This window comes from Phytohabitans rumicis, assembly GCF_011764445.1.
GTDB classification, from domain to species: domain Bacteria; phylum Actinomycetota; class Actinomycetes; order Mycobacteriales; family Micromonosporaceae; genus Phytohabitans; species Phytohabitans rumicis.
This window is the reverse complement of sequence record NZ_BLPG01000001.1, coordinates 8,751,787-8,767,410: the sequence shown is the minus strand read 5'-3', so window position 1 is coordinate 8,767,410 and position 15,624 is coordinate 8,751,787. Positions and strand designations below refer to the sequence as shown.

General features: G+C 75.0%; 6 protein-coding genes. All 6 read right to left on the bottom strand.

Annotated features, from left to right (window positions below):
* Window positions 1-4 precede the first annotated feature (4 nt).
* Genes Prum_RS39720 through Prum_RS39710 form a run of 6 tightly spaced genes read right to left on the bottom strand, consistent with a single transcriptional unit; the run spans window position 5 to window position 15,605 of the window.
* Window positions 5-214, bottom strand: a complete 210-nt coding sequence (locus tag Prum_RS39720; RefSeq protein WP_173082068.1) for an MbtH family protein — start codon at window positions 212-214, stop codon at window positions 5-7.
* Window positions 211-5,808 carry a non-ribosomal peptide synthetase gene (locus tag Prum_RS50185; RefSeq protein WP_371871334.1) on the bottom strand — a complete coding sequence of 1,866 codons (5,598 nt, stop codon included), beginning with the start codon at window positions 5,806-5,808 and terminating at the stop codon, window positions 211-213. Before Prum_RS50185 ends, Prum_RS39720 begins: the two co-directional genes overlap by 4 nt.
* Window positions 5,715-10,382: a non-ribosomal peptide synthetase gene (locus Prum_RS52775; protein ID WP_371871415.1), complete on the bottom strand. Its 4,668-nt coding sequence runs from the start codon at window positions 10,380-10,382 to the stop codon at window positions 5,715-5,717. The genes Prum_RS50185 and Prum_RS52775 overlap by 94 nt, the downstream gene beginning before the upstream one ends.
* Window positions 10,383-10,399: 17 nt before the next feature.
* Complete coding sequence (locus Prum_RS52770; RefSeq protein ID WP_371871333.1) at window positions 10,400-12,934, bottom strand: condensation domain-containing protein; 2,535 nt, start codon at window positions 12,932-12,934, stop codon at window positions 10,400-10,402.
* Window positions 12,931-14,601 carry an amino acid adenylation domain-containing protein gene (locus Prum_RS50175; protein WP_218577582.1) on the bottom strand — a complete coding sequence of 557 codons (1,671 nt, stop codon included), beginning with the start codon at window positions 14,599-14,601 and terminating at the stop codon, window positions 12,931-12,933. The genes Prum_RS52770 and Prum_RS50175 overlap by 4 nt, the downstream gene beginning before the upstream one ends.
* Window positions 14,598-15,605: an iron-siderophore ABC transporter substrate-binding protein gene (locus Prum_RS39710; RefSeq protein WP_173082066.1), complete on the bottom strand. Its 1,008-nt coding sequence runs from the start codon at window positions 15,603-15,605 to the stop codon at window positions 14,598-14,600. Before Prum_RS39710 ends, Prum_RS50175 begins: the two co-directional genes overlap by 4 nt.
* Between the last annotated feature and the right edge of the window lie 19 nt (window positions 15,606-15,624).

The window sequence follows — 15,624 nt, the reverse complement described above, 5'->3', positions numbered from 1 at the left end:
CCACTCAATCGGCCATCGCCTCGCGCAGGCTGCGCGGGCGCAGGTCGGTCCAGTGCGTCTCCACGTACGCCAGGCAGGCGTCCCGGGAGTCCTCGCCGAACACGGCGGTCCAGCCGGCCGGGACCGCCACGAACGATGGCCACAGCGAGTGCTGGTCCTCGTCGTTGACGAGCACGAAGTACCGGCCGTCGGGGTCTTCGAACGGGTTGGTCACGGGGTCTCCTTCAGGTGTCGTACCAGGCCGGACAGGGCGCGCAGCCAGGTCTCGGCGACGTACCGCACGGCCGGCTCGGCCAGCACGCCGGACGGCCAGATCCAGGTGGCCCGCAGGCGTGGGCCCTCGGGGCGGTCCTCGGTGTGCGCGTTGATGGACAGGACGTACCGCTGCGGCATGTCCGGGTCCACGCCGATGTCGAGCGCGTCGGCCTCGGGGGCGAACGCCCAGTCGGTCGCCTCGGGCAGGTCGAACCGGCCGAGGTAGTTGAACTCGATCGGCGGCACCCCGTACGCCGAAAGCTCCGGCGCGGTGCGCGGGTTGAGGTGGCGCAGCAGGCCGTACCCGAGGCCGTGGTCCGGGATGGACCGCAGGTGGGCGCGGACCCGGGCGAGCGCCTGCCCGGCGGCCGGCCCGCCGGCGAACGCCTCGGCGAGGTCGACCGGGCCGGGGTCGAGGCACACCGGGTAGAGGCCGGTGAACCAGCCGACCGTGCGGGACAGGTCGACGCCGCCGGCCACGTGCTCCTGCCGGCCGTGGCCTTCGCGCGCCACGAGTACGGCACCGTCGCCCCGCCACCGCGCGACGGCGAGCGCCAGCGCGGTCAGGAAGACCTCGTCGACGTCCTGGGTCAGCAGCGGCGCGGTCACGTCCGGGGGCAGGTCGACGGTGAGCTGCCGGGCGGCGGCGGCCACGTCGCGCGACGGGTCGAGCGGGCGCTCCACGGGCAGCGGGTCGCCGCCGTCGAGGATCCGGGTCCACAGTGGCAGTTCGGCCTCCCGGGCCGGGTCGACCGCGCGCTCGGTCAGCAGCCGGGACCAGCGCCGGAACGACGTCGGCACCGGCGCCGGGTCGGTGCCGTCGCGCCAGGCTGCTGCCAGGTCGGGCAGCAGGATCGCCCAGGAGACCCAGTCCACGACGTAGTGGTGCACGACCAGCAGCAGGCGCCCCGGGCGCGGGCCGGCGTCGAACCACACCGCCTGCACGAGCACGCCGGCCGCGGGGTCCAGCCGTTCCTGGGCGGCGCGGGCCTGCGCCGCGATGGTGTCCCGGAGGTCCGCGCCGTCGACCCGGACGTGCCGTACCGGCACGGCCACCGACCCGGGCGGCGGCACCTCCAGGGCGTCCCCGACCAGCCGGGCGCGCAGCATGTCGTGCCGGTCCACTACGGCGCGCAGCGCCGCCGCCAGCCGGTCGGCGCCCAGCCCGGCCGGCACCTGGACCAGCACCGACTGGTTGTAGCCGTCGAGCGAGCCGCCGCCCTCGCGTACCCAGCGCAGGATCGGGGTGAGCGGGACGGTCCCGGTGCCGTCCACATCGGACACCACGTCGGCGGCCACGGAGGCCACCGCCGCGAGGCCCGCCACCGTACGGTGCTGGAGCACGTCCCGGGGCGTGACGGACAGCCCGGCCGCGCGGGCCCGGCGGACCAGCTGGATCGCCACGATGCTGTCCCCGCCGAGCGCGAAGAAGTCGTCGTCGACGCCCACCTCGGGCACGTTGAGGACCCCGGCGAACAGGCGGCAGAGCGCCTCCTCGCGCGGGTCGCGGGGGCGGGCGCCGGTGGCGGCGAACACCGGCGCCGGCAGCGCCTTGCGGTTCAGCTTGCCGTTCGGGGTGAGCGGCAGCGGCCCGTCCAGCACCAGCACCGTCGCGGGGACCATGTAGTCCGGCAGGAGGGCGGCCACGTGCGCGCGCAGTTCGGCGCCGTCGACCGGGTTGCCCTCCGGTACGGCGTACCCGACGAGGCGGGTGAGCGTGCCGGTGCGGTGCGGCACGACGGCCGCCTGGCCGACGCCCGGGTGGCTCGCCAGGGCGGCCTCGACCTCGCCGAGCTCGACCCGGAAACCGCGGATCTTCACCTGGTCGTCGACCCGGCCGAGGAAGTCCACCGTCCCATCGGCGCGCCAGCGGGCCCGGTCACCGGTGCGGTACATCCGCCCCGCCCCGAACGGGTCGGCGACGAAGCGGGACGCGGTCAGGCCGGGCTGGCCCAGGTAGCCGCGGGCCAGGCCGCGGCCGGCGACGTACAGCTCCCCCACCACGCCGGGCGGCACCGGGCGCAGGGCGGCGTCCAGGACGTACACGCGGGTGTTGGGGTCCGGGCGTCCGATGGGGACGGCGCCGGTCCAGCCGGGCTCGGCCGCCCACAGCGTGGAGTTGACTGTCGCCTCGGTCAGCCCGTACGCCGCGAACAGGCGCAGGTGGCCGGCCCAGCGGCCGATCAGGTCCGGCGGGACGGTCTCCGTGCCGACCAGCAGCACCGCGCCCGCCGGCAGCGGGCACTCCGGCGGCAGCGCGGACACCAGCGACGGCGGCAGGATCATGTGGGTGATGCCCTGCTCGTCGAGCAGGTCGGTCAGCACCTTGTCCGGCACCCGCGCCTCGTCGGGCACCAGCACCAGCCGGGCGCCCGTGCACAGCGCCATCGCCAGCTCGAACACGGCCACGTCGAAGCCGACCGAGGCGAAGTGCAGCACGTGGCTGTCGGCGCTCACCCCCATCCGGTCGACCGCGGTGGCGACCAGGCTGGCGATGCCGTCGTGCGGGACGGCGACGCCCTTGGGCCGTCCGGTCGAGCCGGAGGTATAGATGACGTACGCGGCCTGGTCGAGCCGGACGTCCACGGTGGGCGGTGCGGACGGCGGCAGATCGGCGAGGTCGCCGGCGCGGAGCACCACCCGCGCCCCGGCGTCGGCCACCATGTACGCCAGCCGGTCGGCCGGGTGCATGGTGTCCAGCGGCAGGTAGGCGGCGCCCAGCTTCAGCGTGCCGAGCACCGCCGCGACCATCCGCACCGAGCGGGGCATCTCGATCCCGACCACGTCCTCGGCGCGTACGCCGCGGCGGGCGAGCAGCCCGGCGACCCGGTCGGCCAGCTCGTCCAGCTCCCGGTACGACACCTCCCGGTCCCCGTCGACCACGGCCACCGCGTCCGGGCGGGCGGCCACCTGGCGGGCGAACAGCGCCGGCAGCGCCTCCTCCGGCACCTCCCGGTCGGTGGCGTTGAAGCCGGCCAGCACCTGCTGCCGTTCGTCCGCGCCCAGCACGTCCAGCCGGCTGACCGGCGACTCAGGGTCGGCGACGGCCGCGGCGACGAGCCGGTTCAGCCGCTCGCCGAGGCGTACCACGGTGTCCCGGTCGAACAGGTCGGTGCGGTACTCCAGCAGGACGCTCAGCCCACCGTCCACGTCGGACTCGACGAACCCGAACACCAGGTCGAACCGGGCCGTCCCGGTCTCCACCGGCTCCGGTGTGACCGCCAGCCCGGCGAGCGCGAAGTCGGCCGCCGACCGGTTGCGGTACACCACCATCACCTGGAAGAGCGGGTTGCTGGCCAGCGACCGGTCCGGGTTGAGCGCCTTCACCACCGCCTCGAACGGCACGTCCTGGTGCGAGAACGCGGCCAGGTCGGCCCCGCGCACCCGGGCGACCAGCTCCGCGAAGCTCGGGTCCCCGGTCAGGTCGGTGCGCAGCACGAGCGTGTTGACGAAGAAGCCCACCAGGTCGTCGAGCGCCTCGTCGGTCCGGCCCGCGATCGGCGCGCCGAGCGGGATGTCGGTGCCCGCGCCGAGCCGGTGCAGCAGCGCGGCGACCGCCGCGTGGGCCAGCATGAACATGCTCGCCCCGCTCTGGTGGGCGAGGCGGCGCAGGCCCTGGGCCGCCGCCGGGTCCAGCGCGATGCTCAGCGCCGCGCCGGCACCGCCCGCCGCGGCGTGCGCCGGCCGGTCGGTGGGCAGGTCGATCCGCTCCGGGACACCGGCCAGCGCGCCGCGCCAGAAGTCCAGCTGCTTGGCCGCGAGACTGTCCGGATCGGACTCCTCGCCCAGCAACGCCCGCTGCCACAGCGTGAAGTCCGCGTACTGCATCGGCAGCGGCGTCCACTCCGGACGGTGGCCGGCGCGCCGGGCCGCGTACGCGGTGGCAAGGTCGCGCAGGAACGGTCCGTCCGACCACTCGTCGGTGGTGATGTGGTGCAGCAGGATCGCCACCACGTGCTCGCCGGGCCCGTCCGGGACCACCGTGACGCGCAGCGGCAGCTCGGTCGCGAGGTCGAAGGGGCGCCGGACCGCCGCGGCGACGTCACCGTCCGGGGCGACGTCCACGATCGGGTACGCCGAGCCGGCGGGCAGGACCCGCTGGACCGGCCGGCCGTCCCGCTCGGCGAAGACGGTGCGCAGCGCCTCGTGCCGGTCGACCACGTCGCCGAGCGCGGCCCGCAGCGCGTCCACGTCGAGGTCGCCGCGGACCCGCATGACGATCGGGAAGTTGTACGCCGCCGACGCCGCCCCGTCGAGCTGGTCGAGCACCCACAGGCGCTGCTGGGCGTACGAGGCGGGGATCTCGTCCGGCCGCTCCAGGCGGACCAGCGGCAGGCGGCTGCCGCTGGTGCCGGCCCGACCGGCCAGCTCCGCCACGGTGGGCGCCTCGAAGAGGTCGCGGATGGCCAGCTCGGCGCCCAGCGCCGTACGGGCCCGGCTGACCAGGCGGGTGGCGAGCAGCGAGTGCCCGCCGAGGTCGAAGAAGTTGTCGTCGACGCCGACCCGGTCCAGGCCCAGCACCTCGGCGAAGAGTCCACACAGGACTTCTTCGTGCGGGGTGGCCGGCGCCCGGCTCGGCCCCCGCGCGGCGGCCGGCTCGGCGGCCGGGAGCGCCCGCACGTCCAGCTTGCCGTTGACGGTCAGCGGCAGCCGGTCGAGCGTGACCAGCGCCGGCGGCACCATGTAGTCCGGCAGGTGGCGCTTGAGGTGCTCGCGCAGTTCCCGCACCAGCGCGCCGGTGCCGCGCGCGGCCGCCGGGTCGTTGGTGAGCGGGCGGCGGCCGGCCGGGCGTACCGGCGCGAACGGCAGCGCGCCGTCCCGCAGGAAGTACGCGTCGAGGCTGCCATCGTCGGCCGCCGACCACGCGACGTGCACCTGGTAGCCGAGCCGCTCGCCGAGCGCGTACAGGTCCTCGGGCTCCACACCCCCGTCCACCAGGCGGGCGTTGGGGATGCCGGTGACCCGGGCGGCTGGCCCGGTGACGGCGTCCAGTGTGGTCGGTGCCGCGTCGACCGCGGGGGCCGAGCGCCTGAGCACGGCGTCGTAGCGGTAGCGTGTCAGCTCGTTGTGCGCCCGGCCGCGGCGCACCCGGACCGCCGCCGGGGCGAGGGTGGCGAAGTAGTCCGGGTCGACCAGCAGTTCCTTCTCCAGGGCGGCGACCCGCCGGGTGTCGCCGCCGGCCCGGGCCGCCGCGACGGCCGCGTGGAAGTGCCCGGCGAGGCGCAGGTTGCGCACGTCCCCGACGAAGACCGCGCCGTCCGGCCCGACCAGGTCCAGGGCGCCGGTCAGCACCCGGGTCAGGTAGTCGGCGCCCGGGAAGTACTGGATGACCGAGTTGACGACGACCGTGTCGAAGAAGCCGCGCGGCAGCCCGTCGAGGTCGTCCGCCGGCTGGCAGCGCAGCTCCACCCGGCCGGCCAGCTCCGGCACGGCGGCGACGTCGGCGCGCAGCTGCTCGATCACCGACGGGGCCAGGTCGGTGCCCCAGTACGCGTCGCAGTCCGGCGCCAGGCGGGACAGCAGCAGGCCGCTGCCCACGCCGATCTCCAGCACCCGCCGGGGTGCAGTTCGCGGATCCGGGCCACCGTGGTGTCCCGCCACTCCCGCATCTCGTCCAGCGGGATCGGCTGGCCGTCGTAGCTGCTGTCCCAGCCGGAGAAGTCCTCCTTGGACACCGCGGTGCCGATCTCGGCGTACTCGGCGTCGTAGATCTGTTGCCACTCACCGACCTGCGCGCGCTCGGCCTCCGCGCGGTCGCCGTCCGTGGGCGTGGCCGGCACGACGTACCCGGACAGGCGCCCGTCGCGGGCGACGACCGCGGCCTGGGCGACCCGCGGGTGCGCGCCGAGCACCGACTCGATCTCGCCCAGCTCGATCCGGTATCCGCGGATCTTGACCTGGTCGTCGGTGCGGCCGAGAAAGTCGAGATTTCCATCGGGGCGGCGGCGCACCAGATCGCCGGTGCGGTACATCCGTCCACCCGGGAGGGACGGATCGGCGACGAACCGGGCCGCGCTCAGTCCGGGCGCGTTGAGGTAGCCGCGGGCCAGCCCGGCGCCGCTGATGTACAGCTCCCCGGGGGTGCCGTCCGGCACCGGCCGCAGCCAGGTGTCCAGGATGTACGCCCGGGTGTTCCAGATCGGGCGGCCGACCGTGGGCGTGGCGCTCTCGTGGGTGCCGCCGCCGAGCGTGTTGATGGTGTACTCGGTCGGCCCGTACAGGTTGTAGCCGAACGTGCCGTCGGTGTCCCGCAGCCTGTTCCACACCGCGTCGGAGACCGCCTCGCCGCCGAGCAGCACGAGGGGCGGGCGGTGGGCGCCGTCGAGCAGCCCCTCCTCGATCAGGTGCTGGGCGTACGTCGGGGTGACGTTGACGACGTCGATCCGGTGCCGCTCGCAGTACGCGACGAGCGCCTCGGCGTCGCGGCGCAGCTCCTCGTCGCACACGTGCACCTCGTGCCCCTCGACGAGCCAGAGCAGCTCCTCCCAGGACATGTCGAACGCGAACGACACGGTGTGCGCGATGCGCAGCCGGCGCCCGCCGGCCGCCGCGATCGCCGGGGCGAAGATGGCCTCGCGGTGGTTGAGCTGCATGTTGGTGAGCCCGCGGTACGGCGTGACGACGCCCTTGGGCCGGCCGGTGGAGCCGGAGGTGTAGATGACGTACGCGGGGTGCCGCTGGTCGAACCGGCGCCCGACCGGGCTCCCGTCCAGCCCGGCCAGCTCGGCGGCCACGGCGGGCTCGTCGAGGGCGACGCACTCCCCCGGCAACGTCGCCGCGACGGCCACTGTGGACAGCACGCAGACCGGCGCGGCGTCGTCCAGCATGAGCGCCAGCCGCTCGGCCGGGTGGTCCAGCTCCAGCGGCAGGTACGCGGCGCCGGTGCGCAGCACGGCGAACAGCGCGACGACCATGTCGGTCGACCGCGGCAGCGCGAGCGCCACCACCCGTTCCGGCCCGGCGCCGCGGGCGATGAGCAGCCGGGCCAGGCGGTTGATGCGCGCGTCCAGGTCGGCGTAGGTGACCGCCTCGGGTTCGGGTGTCCCGGAGGACTCAGCGGCGAAGACCAGCGCCACGTCGTCCGGCGTACGGGCCGCCTGGGCGGCCAGCAGGTCCGCGACGGTGTCGTCCGGTACGGGGTGCCGGGTCGCGTCCCACTCGGCCGCCAGGCGGGCCGGCTCGCCGTGCGGCAACACGTCGAGCCGGCCCACCGGCGCGTCCAGGTCCCCGCCGGCGGCACCGAGCCGCTCCAGCACCGCGGCGAAGCGGTCGAGCACCGCGGCGGCGCGGGCCGGCTCGACCACGTCCGGCCGGTACGCGAGCATGACGCGCAGCCGCTCGGCCGGCGTGACCACCAGGGCGAGCGGGAAGTGGGTGGCGTCCACGCTGTCCACCTGCTCGACGCCGTGCCGCTCGCGCAGCGCCGTCAACTGGTCTTCGCCGCCCACGTTCTGCAGCGCGAAGAGCGTGTCGAAGAGCTGGGTGTGCCCGGTCTCCCGCTGGATCGCGCCGAGCCCGACGTGCTCGTACGGCATGAGCGCGGTCCGCTCGGCCTGGATCCGGCGCAGCAGGTCCCCGACCGACTCGCGGGGGTCGAGCGCGACCCGCACCGGCACGGTGTTGAGGAAGAGCCCGATCGCCCGTTCGATGTCCGGGATCGGCGCGGTACGCCCCGCCACCGTCACGCCGAACACCACGTCGTCCCGGCCGACCAGGTTGGACAGCACCAGCGCCCAGGCGGCGTTGAGCACGGTGTTGAGGGTGACGCCGTGCTCGCGGGCCACCGCGCGCAGCCGCTCGCTGACCCCGTCGGGCAGTTCGACGCGGCGGCGCTCGGGCAGCGTCGGCCTGAGTCCACGATCAGCGGTCGGGCCGACCAGGGTGGGCTCGGTCAGCCCGGCGAGCGCGTCCCGCCAGGCCCGCGCCGACTCGTCCGCGTCCCGCGTGGCCAGCCACGCCAGGTAGTCCCGGTACGACCCGCCCGGGGCCGGGGTGTCCCCGCCGTACCCGGACAGCAGTTGCTCCAGGAACACGGACGCGGACCAGCCGTCCCACAGCAGCACGTGGTGGGTGAGCACGAGCCGGTCGCGGCCGCCGCCGAGGCGTACCAGCAGCAGCCGGAACAGCGGCGGGTGGGCGAGGTCGAAGCGCCGGGTCCGGTCGGCGGCCAGCAGCTCGCCGAGGCGGGCGTCCCGCTCGGCGTCCGGCAGACCGGACAGGTCCACTTCGGACAGTGGTACGTCGACGGCCGCCCCGATGAACTGCACCGGTGCCCGCAGGCCGTCGCTGGTGAAGCCGGCCCGCACGCTCGGGTTGCCGGCCAGCAGCGCGGCACAGGCGGCCCGCAGCCGTTCGGCGTCGACCCCGCGGGTGAACTCGAACGCGGCCTGCGCGGTGTAGACGTCGATCGCCCCGGCGTCGTAGCTGGCGTGGAAGTACAGCCCCTCCTGCAGCGGGGACAGCGGCCACACGTCCGCGACCGGCACCGGGCTGGCCCGGCGTACCCGGTCGGTCTCCTCCGGGGTGAGGGTGACCAGCGGCGCGTCCGCGGCGGCCGGTGCGGCGGTGCCGACCGTGGCGGCCGCGGCGAGCGCGGCCGGCGTGCGGTGCGCGAAGACGTCGCGTGGGCTGACCTCGAGGCCGGCGGCGCGGGCCCGGCTGGACACCGCGATGGACAGGATGCTGTCGCCGCCGAGCGCGAAGAAGTCGTCGTCGACGCCGACGCCGGCGAGGCCCAGGACGCCGCCGACGATGTCGCACAGCAGCTGTTCGCGGGCGTCGCGCGGGGCCCGGGCGGGGGCGCGCTCCACCTCGGGGGCGGGCAGGGCGGCCCGGTCCAGCTTGCCGCTCGGGGTCAGCGGCAGCGCGTCCAGCACCACGAACGCGTCGGGCACCATCGGCGCCGGCAGCGACGCGGCCAGGGCGGCGCGCAGCGCGGAGGGGTCCACTATGGAGTCCGGTGCGGGTACGACGTACGCGACGAGCCGGCCGGCCGCGGTGGCCACCGCCTCGGCGATCCCCGGCTCCCGGCGCAGCCGGGCCTCGACCTCGCCCAGCTCGACCCGGTTGCCGCGGATCTTCACCTGGTGGTCGGCCCGGCCGAGGTACTCCAGCGCCCCATCGGCGCGGCGGCGCACGAGGTCACCGGTGCGGTACATGCGCCCCGGCGCGAACGGATCGGCGACGAACCGCGACGCGGTCAGGCCCGGCCGGCCGTGGTAGCCGCGGGCCAGCTGGGCGCCGGCGATGTACAGCTCGCCGGTCGTCGCCGGCTGCAGGAACGGGTCGAGGACGTAGAGCCGGGTGTTCCACACCGGACGTCCGATGGGGACCGTGCCGCCGCCCTCGTACGCCCAGGAGGTCACCTGGACGGCCGCCTCGGTGGGGCCGTAGACGTTGTGCAGCGGTACGCCGGTCGCGGCGCGCCACCGCTCGGCCGACTCGGCGCTGAGCGCGTCGCCGCCGGCGAGCACCCGCCGGACGCCGGCGAACGCGCCCGGATCGGCCTCGGCGAGCGGCCCCAGCATCGAGGACACCGTCAACACCGTGGTGACCCCGTGCTCCCGGACGAGCCGGGCGACCTCGCGCGGATCCCGATGCCCCTCCGCCCCGGCGAGCACCACGGTGGCGCCCGCCCCCAACGGCCAGAAGATCTCCAGGATCGACGGGTCGAAGCTGGTAGACAACTGATGCAGGACCCGATCGTCCGCCCCGAGCCGGAAGTGTTCCCGAGCCCACGCCAACTGGTTACCGATCGCGGCGTGCGTAACAAGCACCCCCTTCGGCTCCCCCGTAGACCCCGACGTGTACAGCAGATACGCCGCGTCGCTGGCCGCAGCCGTCGATCTTGGAGTTGTCATGCCCAGTTGTCCGGGTATGGAACCTGACAAGTCCAAGATCGGCCCCAGGGCACCCGAGTCCGCGAGCATGTAAGCGCGGCGAGCGCGGGGGTAGGAGGGGTCTACGGGGAGGTAGGCGGCGCCGGTTTTTAGGACGGCTAGGAGGGCGATGATGAGGTCTACGGAGCGGGGGATGGAGACGGCTACGATCTGGCCCGGGCCGGCGCCCTGGGCGCGCAGGCGGGCGGCCAGCGCGGACGCGCGGGCGTCGAGGTCCGCATAGGACACCCGCTCGTCGCCCGCGATCAGGGCGGTCGCGTGTGGACGGAAAGTGGCCTGCGCCTCGAAGTCGGCCACCAGCGTGGTGGCCGGCAGCTCGCGCACCGCGCCGGCGAGCGGGGCCCGCTCGGCCGGCTCCAGCAGGTCGACCCGCGCCACCGGGCGGTCCGGGTCGGCGGCGACCGCGGCGAGCAGGCGGGCGAGCCGGTCCGCGATCCGCCGTACGGCCGGGCCGTCGAGCCGGGTGGCGTCGTGCTTGAGCCGCAGCTCCAGCCGGTCCCCCGGGAGCACGATGAGCGCCAGGGGTAGTGCCCGGTGTCCACGTAGTCCGGGACCCCGGCGCGCAGCGTCCCCGCCGGATCGGCGAGGTCGCCGTCGACCGGGTAGTTCTCCAGCACCACGATGGTGTCGAACAGCTCGCCCAGCCCGGCCATCCGCTGCAGCTCGGCCAGCCCGGTGTGCTGGTGGTCGAGCAGCGCGGCGCGCTCCGCCTGCAGGGCGCCGAGCGCGCCGGCGAGGGACTGGCCGGGCCGCCACCGCATCCGTACCGGCAGCGTGTTGATGAGCAGCCCGACGAGCGACCCGACACCGTCCACATCGGACGCCCGGCCGGAGACGGTGGTGCCGAAGACGACGTCGGTGCGGCCGAGCAGGCGGCCCAGCAGCAGGCCCCAGGCGCCCTGCACGACCGTACCCAGGGTCAGGCCGCGCTCGCGGGCGCGGGCGGCGAGGCCGGCGGTGACCTCCTCGGGAAGCGCGACGCGGACCTCCCCGTGCCGCGGCGCCGCCGGGGGCCCGTCCGCGACCAGGCGGGTGGGCTCGTCGAGGCCGTCCAGGGTGGACCGCCACGCCGCGGTCGCCGCCGCCCGGTCGCGGCCGCCCAGCCACGCCAGATAGTCCCGGTACGGGGTGGCGGCCGGCAGCTCGGCGCCGCCGTAGCTGGCCATCAGCTCGCGCAGCAGGACGGAGACCGACCACCCGTCCGCGACGATGTGGTGAAACCCGATCAGCAGGTCGTGCCGTTCACGGTCGCGCCGCACCAGCGTGGCCCGCAGCAGCGGCGGCCGGGCCAGGTCGAACGGGCGGTCCCGCTCCTCCTCGGCGACCGCGCGCAGGGCCTGCTCGACGACGGCGTCGACGGCCGCCTGGGCCTCGTCACCCGTCGCACCGGCGGCGTGGGCGGCCCGCTCGGCGACGGCGAGCACGCCGGACAGGTCGACGTCCCGCCACGGCAGCTCGACCCGGTCGGCCACGAGCTGGACCACCCGGCCGTCGGGGCGCTGCCGGAAGCCGGCCCGCAGCGCGGCGTGCCGGTCGAGGAGCCCCTGGGCGGCCCCGCGCAGGGCGGCGGCGTCCAGCGGCCCGGTCAGCGCGACGGCGAGCTGGATGGCGTACCCGCCGGCGTCGCCGTCGGCGTACGCGTGGAAGTAGAAGCCCTCCTGCAGCGGCGTCAGTGGCAGCACCTCGGCCGCCCAGCGCTCGTCGGGCAGCGGCTCCAGCTCGACCGGCTGCTGACTGTCCGCACGGTCAGCCACGGTGCCGGCGACCGCCGCGAGCGCGGCCGCGGTGCGATGCCGGAACATGTCCCGCAGCGACAGGGCGAGCCCGGCCTTGCGGGCCTGGACGAGCAGGCCGATCGCGACGATGCTGTCGCCGCCGAGCGCGAAGAAGTCGTCGTCGACGCCCACGCCGGGCAGGTCGAGCACGTCGGCGTAGATGCGGCACAGCACGGCCTCGCGTGGGGTGCGCGGCCGGTGGCCGGTGACGAGCGCGGCGAAGTCCGGTGCGGGCAGCGCCTTGCGGTCCAGCTTGCCGCTCGGCGCCACCGGCAGCTCGTGCAGCGGCACGAAGGCGGCCGGCACCATGTACTCGGGCAGCCGCTCCCGGGCGTACCCGCGCAGCGCCCGGGTCAGCGCGTTGACGTCCTGGAACGCGGCCGGGACGTTGTGCCGTTCCCGGCCCGGCCGGCCGGGCCGGTAGACCTGGCCCGGGTCCTCCCCCGGCAGGGCGAACACCGCGTCCAGCTCGCCGCGGTCGCCGTCGCCCGACCAGGTGACGGCGGCGTCGTATCCCAGCGACTCGCCGAGCTCGTGGAGGTCGTCCGGGTGCACGCCGGCCGTGCTCAGGCGGGCGTTGGGCAGCCCGGTCACCCGCACGCGCGACGGCCGCCGCTCCCGCAGGTACGCCGGGAGGCCCTCCCACGGCACCACCGGTGCGTCCGATGTGGACGCCGGCCCGCGGCGGAGCACCACGTCGTACCGGTAGCGGCTCAGCTCGTTGTGGTAGCGCCCGCGCTTGACCCGCAGATCAGCCACGAAACCGGGCACGCCGGTGAAGAAGTCCGGGTCGAGCACCAGTTCGCGCTCCCACGCGATGGCCCGGTCGACCGCGGCGGGGTCGGCCGTGCCCGCGCGCTGGGCGGCGATGTCCACGCGCATGTGGCGCAGCAGCCGCAGGTTGCGCACGTCGCCGACGAACACCCTGCCGCCGGGCCCGACCAGATCGGCCGCCGACGCGAGTACGCCACGGAGGTACTCGGCGGTCGGGAAGTACTGCGTCACCGAGTTGATGACGACGGTGTCGAAGGACGGCAGCCCGGACAGGTCGCCGGCCGGCTGGCAGCGCAGCTCGACCTTGCCGGCAAGCGTGGGGTCGGCGGCGACCCGGGCACGCAGCGACCGGATGCCCTCCTCGGACAGGTCGATCCCCAGTACGCCTCGACCTGCGGGGCGACCCGGGACAGGATCATTCCACTGCCGACACCGATCTCCAGCACCCGGCGCGGGCGCAGCGCCAGTACGCTGTCGACGGTGGCGTCCAGCCAGGCGCGCATCTCGTCGAGCGGGATGGGCTCGCCGTCGTAGCTGCTGTTCCACCCGATGAACGGGTTGTCCTCGGCCACCTGGAAGAGCGCGTCGTGGGCGTCCTTCCAGCCCTGGACCTGAGCGTCCGGGTCGGCCGTGCTGCCCGCCGCCGGGACCGCGTACGCCACCAGGCGCCCCTCCCGGGCCACCACGGCGACCTGCGCGACCGACGGGTATCCACCGAGGACGGCCTCGACCTCGCCGGGCTCCACCCGGTAGCCGCGGATCTTCACCTGGTCGTCGGCCCGCCCGACGAAGTCGAGGCGCCCGTCGTCGAGCCGGCGCACCACGTCGCCGGTGCGGTAGAGCCGCTGCCCGGGCTCGAACGGCGACGCGACGAAGCGCTCCGCGGTCAGGCCGGGCCGGCCCAGGTAGCCGCGGGCCAGCCCGGCGCCGCCCAGGTACAGCTCCCCTTCGGCGGCGGGCCGCAGGGAATCGTCCAGGACGTACGCGGTGGTGCCCGGGTCGGGGACTCCAATGGGGACGGACGAGCCGCTGGCGTCGGGATCGCAGAAGCCGAGCGTCGAGTTGACGGTCGCCTCGGTCGGCCCGTACGCGTTGAACATCCGGCGCCCGCGGGCGTGCCGGGCCACCAGTTCCGGCGCCACCCGTTCGGTGCCGGCGAGCAGCGTGGCGCCCTCCGGCAGCACGCAGTCCGCGGGCAGCGCGGCGAGCAACGCCGGCGGCAGGATCAGGAAATCGGCGCCGTGCCGGTGGATGTAGTCGGTCAGCGCCGCGCCCGGCACCCGCCGCTCCGCCGGTACGACGATGAGCCGCCCGCCGGACAGCAGGCCGAGGCACAGGTCCCAGAACGCGACGTCGAAGCTCGGCGACGCGAACTGCAGCACCCGGCTGTGCGGCCCCACGCCGAGCCGCTCGACCTGGGTGGCGAGCAGCTTGGCCACGCCGGTGTGGGAGAGCACCACGCCCTTGGGACGCCCGGTCGAGCCGGAGGTGTAGATGACGTACGCGGCGTTGGTGACGCGCGACGACCTGGCCGGGTCGGTGTCCGGGTAGCCGGACACGTCCGGCACGCTGTCCAGCACGCAGACCGGGGCGGCGTCGGCCACCATGTAGGCGATCCGCTCGTCCGGGTAGTCCGGGTCGAGCGGCAGGTACGCCCCGCCGGCCTTGAGCACCGCCACCTCGGCGACGATCATGTCCACCGATCGCGGCAGGGACAGCCCCACCACCCGTTCCGGCCCGACGCCCCGCGCGATCAGGGCGTGCGCCAGGCGGTTGGCGCGGGCGTTCAGCTCGGCGTACGTCAGCGTGGTGTCCTCGAACACGAGGGCCACCGCGTCCGGCGCTTGCCGTACCCGCGCCTCGAACAGGTCCGGCCAGGTCTTCGCTTCCACCGTCACTTGCCCGTGCCCCCGGCGAGGATCGGCACCACCTGGTCAATGGCGTACGGGATGCTCAGCACCGTGTTGAACGACAGCGCCCCGCCCAGCGGCGGCTCCTCGTACGGCAGGAACACGGCCCGCTTCTCCTGGGCCACCTTCAGCCCGGCGTAGACCTTGTCGGCGGTGACCCGCTTCTCCGCGCCCGGGTCGCTGGTCAGGAAGAGCAGCCGGTCCACGTCGATCAGGTCGAGCCGCTCGGAGCTGATGACGGTGGCGTTCTCCTTGCCGGCCAGCTTGTCGATCTCGGCCGGCACGGTGAACCCCATCTCCTTCAGGAACACCAGCTTCGGGTCGGTGGAGGAGAACACCGCGTACTGGCCGGGCTCGAACGGGTCCACCACGGCCACCGTCTTGCCGGCCCAGTCCGGGTGCTGCTGCCGTACGTCCGCGAACTTCTTGTCGATCCCGGCGATCAGCTCCTCGGTCTGCGCCTGCTTGCCGAGCGCCTTGCCGATCGCCAGGGTCATCGCCTGCCACGGCGCCAGGTAGTCGCCGTACTCCTTGGGCTGGCCGACCGTCGGCGCGATCTGGGACAGCGTGTCGTAGTTCTCCTTCGTCATGCCGCTGTACTGGGCGATGATGAGGTCCGGCTTGAGCGCGGCGATCTTCTCGAAGTTGAACTCGTCCCGCTCGCCGACGATCTCCGGCGCGGTGCCGCCCCACAGCGGCTGCGCCCACGGCCACTTGCCGTACGGGCGCTCCTTGAACCAGTCCACGGCGCCGACCGGCTTGACGCCGAGGGCCAGCGCGGTGTCCTGGTCGCTGAGGCCGAGGGTCACCACCCGGGTCGGCGCGGACTTGATCTCGGTCGTGCCGTACTTGTGCGCCACCGTCACCGGGAAGGCGCCGGCCGTGGCGGACGCGGCCGGGCCGGCGGTGTCCTCATCGGACCCTCCGCCACAGGCGGATATGGCCAGGACCGCCACGGCGGCCAGGGCCAGGGGCAGGCGTGATCGCAACATGGGGTTCGCTCCCTGGGAA

Bases quoted from the DNA above. Each gene is read 5' to 3' on its own strand.
- Prum_RS39710 (WP_173082066.1), bottom strand. From the start codon at position 15,605: ATGTTGCGATCACGCCTGCCCCTGGCCCTGGCCGCCGTGGCGGTCCTG.